Source organism: Acinetobacter sp. A2 (assembly GCF_012371325.1).
Classification (GTDB): Bacteria; Pseudomonadota; Gammaproteobacteria; order Pseudomonadales; family Moraxellaceae; genus Acinetobacter.
The window spans coordinates 23,577-29,947 of the sequence record NZ_JAAZQX010000030.1 but is presented as its reverse complement, the minus strand read 5'-3'; the positions used below and the strand labels follow the sequence as shown (position 1 = coordinate 29,947).

6 protein-coding genes and 1 tRNA gene are annotated in these 6,371 nt (G+C 39.0%); 4 read left to right on the top strand and 3 right to left on the bottom strand.

Annotation, left to right across the window (positions count from 1 at the left end; genetic code table 11):
* Window positions 1–97 precede the first annotated feature (97 nt).
* A complete protein-coding gene (locus HHA43_RS10815) occupies window positions 98–649 on the bottom strand; it encodes a recombinase family protein (protein ID WP_107908897.1) in 552 nt (183 codons plus the stop codon).
* 508 nt (window positions 650–1,157) lie between these two features.
* Here HHA43_RS10815 and ahpC point away from each other — a divergent pair.
* From ahpC to HHA43_RS10795, 4 genes are all read left to right on the top strand, one after another.
* The gene (gene ahpC / locus HHA43_RS10810) at window positions 1,158–1,721 is read left to right on the top strand and encodes an alkyl hydroperoxide reductase subunit C (RefSeq protein WP_168542602.1); all 564 of its coding nucleotides are present in this window, start codon (window positions 1,158–1,160) and stop codon (window positions 1,719–1,721) included.
* A 200-nt stretch (window positions 1,722–1,921) separates the two neighbouring features.
* The gene (locus HHA43_RS10805) at window positions 1,922–2,806 is read left to right on the top strand and encodes a pirin family protein (RefSeq protein WP_168542600.1); all 885 of its coding nucleotides are present in this window, start codon (window positions 1,922–1,924) and stop codon (window positions 2,804–2,806) included.
* Window positions 2,807–3,225: 419 nt separating this feature from the next.
* Entirely contained in the window at window positions 3,226–4,533 is a 1,308-nt protein-coding gene (locus tag HHA43_RS10800; RefSeq protein ID WP_168526500.1) for an FAD-dependent oxidoreductase, read from the top strand.
* 36 nt (window positions 4,534–4,569) lie between these two features.
* Window positions 4,570–5,400, top strand: coding sequence for an SAM-dependent methyltransferase (locus HHA43_RS10795; protein ID WP_168542598.1), 831 nt, complete (start codon window positions 4,570–4,572; stop codon window positions 5,398–5,400).
* Window positions 5,401–5,492: 92 nt separating this feature from the next.
* Here the strand turns inward: HHA43_RS10795 and HHA43_RS10790 are convergent.
* A tRNA-Thr gene (locus tag HHA43_RS10790) sits at window positions 5,493–5,568 on the bottom strand.
* 205 nt (window positions 5,569–5,773) lie between these two features.
* Window positions 5,774–6,001, bottom strand: a complete 228-nt coding sequence (locus HHA43_RS10785) for a hypothetical protein (protein WP_168419449.1) — start codon at window positions 5,999–6,001, stop codon at window positions 5,774–5,776.
* Between the last annotated feature and the right edge of the window lie 370 nt (window positions 6,002–6,371).

Below are 6,371 nucleotides of genomic sequence, written 5' to 3'. Positions count from 1 at the left end.
ACCACTTACCCAAGTTACGCCTTAAATTTGGCTCAATTAGGGGCGCTTTGCATTTCAAATCTTTGTGCAACAAAGCCGATAGCAACTAAGAACAATTCTAAGATTTATTCAGTGAGTTATTCAGCGTGACTCGGCTTACTCCAAAATGTTTTGCTACCTCTGTTTTAGTAATTTGAGGATCTCGTAACATAGCTTGGGCCTTTTTAATATCTTTTTCAGACATGGATGGTTTGCGTCCACCTTTACGTCCTCTAGCTCTTGCTGCATCCAAGCCTGCTATGGTGCGTTCACGAATTAAACTATGCTCAAATTCAGCTAATGCCCCAAAAATATGGAACACTAGCCTGCCAGTAGCAGAGGTGGTATCAATTGCTTCTGTAAGCGATTTAAAGCCTATCTCACGCTGATTTAAGTCAGTAATAATCTCGACTAAATCTTTTAATGAACGGGCAAGGCGATCAAGTTTCCACACAATCAGAACATCACCTTTTCTTAGGGCTTTCAAGCAACTTAACAATTCAGGACGATCCTTAGATTTTCCAGTTATCTTTTCCTGAAAAATTTGTTCACAGTCTGCCTTCTGGAGTGCATCTAATTGTGAATCTAGATTTTGGTCATGTGTACTGACCCGAGCATATCCAATAATCATAATAAAACGTACCTAAACTTTACATAGATTTATTATCGCAATTTCTTTACGTTCTTTTGAATAAAAAATGTAATTTTAGGATCATGTTTTAAATGTAAAGAAAACGACCATTTAATTAACACTAATTTTATGGAGGTTTCTTTGTGACATATTAGTCGTATTGTGCAGTAAGTAGTTTTGTTAAATTTACAATAAAAAAATTGACAAAATACTTTACGTTTTAATATAATAAATTGTAATATAAGAATATATTTGTTTTTAGTATATATATCCATTTTAAGTTAGAACGGCAAACCATCCTCCAAACCCTTTGTTTCGACAAAGGGTTTTTTTATGCAGATTGGTGAGTTCAGCATCGGCTTGATCAATCTATTTTTAAATAATAAATGGATTTTTGATTCTTAAAACCGATTGTTTTTATAAAAAAGTACTGTTTTACCGATTCTGTTGGGTTTTGTATTCTAACTACACAAGATAAGCAATCCCCGAACGAATTGAGGAATACAGCATGAGTTTAATCAATACCCAAATCAAACCATTCAACGCAACCGCTTACCAAAATGGTCAATTTATTGAAGTGTCGGAACAAGACCTTATTGGCAAATGGTCAGTAGTATTTTTCTACCCTGCAGATTTTACTTTTGTTTGCCCGACTGAACTTGCAGACTTAGCCGATCAATATGAAGAATTCCAAAAAATGGGTGTAGAAATTTATTCAGTATCTACAGACACCCACTTTACCCATAAAGCGTGGCACGATACTTCAGAAGAAATTAAAAAGATTCAATATCCAATGATTGGTGACCCAACTTGGACTTTGGCTAAAAACTTTGAAGTACTGATTGAATCAGAAGGCTTGGCAGACCGTGGTACATTTGTGATTGATCCTGAAGGTAAAATTCAGATTGTAGAAGTCAATGCGGGTGGTATTGGTCGTGATGCGCAAGAGCTGTTACGCAAAGTGAAAGCTGCACAATATGTGCATGCACATCCAGGTGAAGTTTGCCCAGCCAAGTGGAAAGAAGGCGATGCAACACTTGCACCATCAATTGATCTGGTTGGAAAAATCTAAATCATCTAGCCATGAAAATTTCAAAATCCAGAACTTCGGTTCTGGATTTTTTATGCAATTTTAAGATAGCACAATACACTCCGCATCTTGCTAAGGATTATTCTATTCTTGCAATGCTGTATGCCAAATTTGCGCTAGGTTGCAGCTAAGCAAAATATTAAGATCAAAGTATCTTCCATATTTAGTTATAGGCATCACACATGAAAAAAATAATAGGTGTATATCGCAATCAGAACATGCATTGGGTGGGCGATGGCTTTCCCGTTAAAAATCTATTTTCTTATGATCGTTTAGGTCAGGTCATCAGCCCATTTTTAATGTTGGACTATGCATCGCCGTATCATTTTGATGCAACGATGGCACAGCATGGCGTGGGTTCACATCCACATCGTGGTTTTGAAACAGTGACTTTGGCCTATCAGGGCGAGGTCACACATCAAGACTCTGCGGGTGGTGGTGGCACCATTAAAACAGGAGATGTGCAGTGGATGACTGCGGGTGCAGGTGTGGTGCATGAGGAGTTTCATTCCAAAGACTATGCGCAGCAAGGTGGTCTGTTTGAAATGGTGCAGATTTGGGTGAATTTACCTGCTGCAGATAAAATGACAGCACCACGTTATCAGGCCATTGAGGCGAAAAATATTCCTGTGGTTGAGTTTGAAAACGATGCGGGTCATTTACGCATTATCGCAGGTCAATATGCCAATCAGCATGGGCCTGCGAGTACTTTTAGTCCAGTGAATGTTTGGGATGGGCAGCTTAAAGCCGAACAAACTCAGGCTGTGCATGTACCTGTCGATCACAATACTTTGTTGGTGCTTTTAGAAGGAGAGTTGCGTGTCAATGGCAGCCAACAGATGCTGGATCATTCGGTCATGCTATTTGCTCAAGATGGTGAAGCACTGATTCAGTTAGAAGCATTGCAAGACACCAAGTTTTTGGTGCTAACAGGCAAACCGTTAAATGAGCCTATTCAAGGCTATGGGCCATTTGTCATGAATACTAAACAGGAAATTATTCAGGCTTTTGATGATTTTAATCAGGGCAAATTTGGTGAAATTCCAATTCAGCATCAACCGACTTAAAGCTTGGAAGAGAGCGATGAAGAAAAAAGCCTCTATCGAATATTCGATAGAGGCTTTTATTATTACGCTGTAAAGTTTCTCGTTTTAACGGATTGATCATATTCTTTATGATAATTATTTGTGACGTAGTTATCATTTTTATGCGGTGCATCATAACCACTGAAAATTTATTTGTAAAATATAAATGAGATATTCGGTTGATTTATCTACATGGTTTAGAACAATATTTGTCATTTAATAAAAATAATATGAATAAATTCTTGGACTTATTTTTCTGCAATCTAAGTGTTAAGAAATGTAATCAAGCAGACGCTGTGCTTTCTGTTGTTTCTCTGTGAAAAGTGCGCAATCTGGTAGTTTTTAATAGCTCCTTTTGACAGGGCATGGTTCATAATTTCATAAAGTATGTCAAAAGATGGATGATCGGTTTGGATATCGCAGTAATCGGTAGTGGTATGGCTGGACTGGCTACCGCAAGAATTCTTAAAGATGCAGGGCATAACATTACAATTTTTGAGGCGCTGCCTGGTCGTGGAATGGACAGCCATAGCATCGAATTTGAAGATGGTTTAATTGATGCACCTTTACGGGTGATGAACCCACATTTGTGGAAAAACACCCTCAGTTTAGCGACACATTTAGGGATTAAAACCTACCCTGTGCGCACATATATGGCGTGTAGCTGGTTATTTGAAGACCGTACAGAAACATGGCTGACCACCAGTCGTACCCGTATTGGTAACTTCCCGATCATCAACAACCGCAAAGGTTTGCAGCAATACGGCTGGCGTTTGGTGAAAGGTATGTTGCAGTTAAAAACAGCAATTGCCAAGTTCTTTAAATCTAAGCACCAAGACATCACCCTTGCGGAATTTATTAACCGCAATGAAATTGAAGAGGTGTTTTTGCATGGCGCCGTCATGCCTGTGCTATACACCATTTGTACTTGCGACCCTAAAACCATTGGTGAATGGCCTGCAAAACCATTGTTGGTATTTTTGCGCCAATTGACTGATGGCGATGCTTTATTGCGTTTACAAGGTGGCACGCCTGCTTTAGTCGATAAACTGATTGAAGGTATTGATATTCAAAGTGGTGCAGCCATTACCCGTGTTCATCAGCAAGAAGTGGGTGTGGTTGTTGAAAATTCTGAAGGTCACGCACAAACATTTGACCGTGTTGTGATTGCAACGCCAACCACAAAAGTGCAGGATTTCTTAGACAATCAACAGTTTGCTGAAGATATTGAATTACTGAAACAATTCAAATTTGAACAAGGCGAATTGGTGATTCATACCGATCAAACTGTGATGCCACCAAAACGTAAAGACTGGTCGGTACTGAGTTACATGATGGATCGTAAATTTACCCGTCAGCAATTTACAGTATGGTTGAACTCGATTGAACCAACCTTGGTGGGTAAATCGCCAGTGTTCCAAACATGGCGTCCTGTTACCCCAATTGATCCGAAAAAGATCATTTCGACCGTGACTTTAACCCGTGCTGTGGTGGATTCAAAAACTGTTGCCTTAAATAAAGAGTTGCAACAGCGTCATCACCAAGACAACCGTAAAGTATTCTTCTGTGGTTCTTGGTCGTGTGATGGTTTGCCAATTTTAGAATCTGCAGTAACTTCGGCCATGCATATTGCAGAAATTTTTGGTGCGCCGTTACCGTTTATTGATTTGAAACCAAAAGTTGAGGTTGCGCCACAATTAGGTTATTAAGTCTGTTGATCTTGTATTGAACTAGACTGAGTCCTTATGAAATGGCAACAGGCATTCCGCTCATATTTTCCAAAACATAAATATGCCATTCAAGCGGCATATTTGGGCGACAATGCACGATTGCCATGGAGCAATTTAGGTTATTGGTCAGATGCAGTGGGCGATGATTATCCCGCTGCATGTCAAAATTTGGCTGCCCATTTGGCGGCAGCCGTCTATTTAAATTCAAAAGATCGGTTGCTTGATTTAGGCTGTGGGCAAGGTGCCAGCCTAATTTATTGGCAGGAACATTATCAAATTCAATATCTTGAAGCGGTTGAACTTCAAGCGGCTTGCGTACAGCATATTCGTGAAAATTTGAATTCAAATCTCCAAATTCACCACGCCTCATTTTTAAATTTAAAAACTATTTTTCCCCAGCCGTGTTTTGATATGGTGTTGTGTATAGATGCCGCATATCACAGCCATTTAAATTCATTTTTAGATCAGGTCAGCGCTGTTTTAAATTCAAATGGGCGGCTTGGTTTTCATTATTTAATTTGGGCAGATCAAGCCCCCGCACATCTACTTAAGCAAGTGCAATATCGAGCCTTATTAAAAGCTGCCGATGTTCATTTTGATGATCTCATGTCTGAAACTCAGCTATGTAGCCTGTTGCAACAGCATCATTTTCAACAGATACAGATAGAGGATTTATCGACACAGGTGCTGGCAGGTTTTGCTGACTATGTGAATCAGCATCTCCAACATCAAATCCAAACGCGAGATGTAGACTGGTTTAAAATTGCCATGACAGCACGCTTGTGCGCCAAGTTGTATGCAGATGGCTGGGTTAAATATGTGCAAGTGAGTGCCGTTAAGGACTGATCAATAAACTCCCCAAATATTATAAACCAGCATTAAATTTGAGCTTTATAAACAAAAAAACCTCATAAATCTAAGACTTACGAGGTTTAATATGGTGCCGGCACACGGATTCGAACTGTGGACCTACTGATTACAAGTCAGTTGCTCTACCAACTGAGCTATGCCGGCGTTGTGCAGAGAATTTTACAGATTTTTTTCAAGCACGCAAGCCAAAAAGTGATCGTTTAATGCAGAACTCACACTTTTAGCGCAGTCGATATTCTTTATTTTTTAATCGCAGATCAACAAAAACTGTGTAGGGGGAAAGAATAGAAATGAGCTCAGTATCTGAGCTCATTGAGGAAAATCATGTGAAATGAAAGGTGAAAAGTGATTATTTATTTCTTAAGACACGATCTAAATCTTGTGCACATTCCTCTAAGGTAAAGGCCATATCCAGTTGCATTTGGGGTTTGAGTTCATTGGCGAGCGTTCTCCATTGTTCAATTAGGCGGATGGCTTTTTGAATCTTATGTTTGTTGATGTCTTTGGCGATGGTAGGCGTGTATCCTCCACGTTTAGCATTTTTAATTTGTTTGACATAATTTTGGCTGTTATTCATGTTCGCTCCCGAATAGCAGTTATATATGTTAGGTATTTTCATGCCTTTATTATGCTAAAGCTTAATGATGACCCTTTTATGTAGAAATTGAATCTTTAAAAATAAAATTGAAAAAAGGTTTTGATAAAAAACAATAAATTTCTGAATTTCTCCTTATTTTTTGTGAATGCCTTACTTGTAGCACAGCTATTTTGAATTGTCCTGACTGAGGAGTAACTTCTTGTGTCAGCTTTGTTGATTTTTCATTATACGTGGGACTGCATACTCATTTGTTTCATACGCTAATCCTCTCATGCCTTGTAAAACCGCCTGTCGTTTTGCGAATAAAACACTCTAGATAATTGCTAAGTTGCTGAGTAAGCGTCCGCTG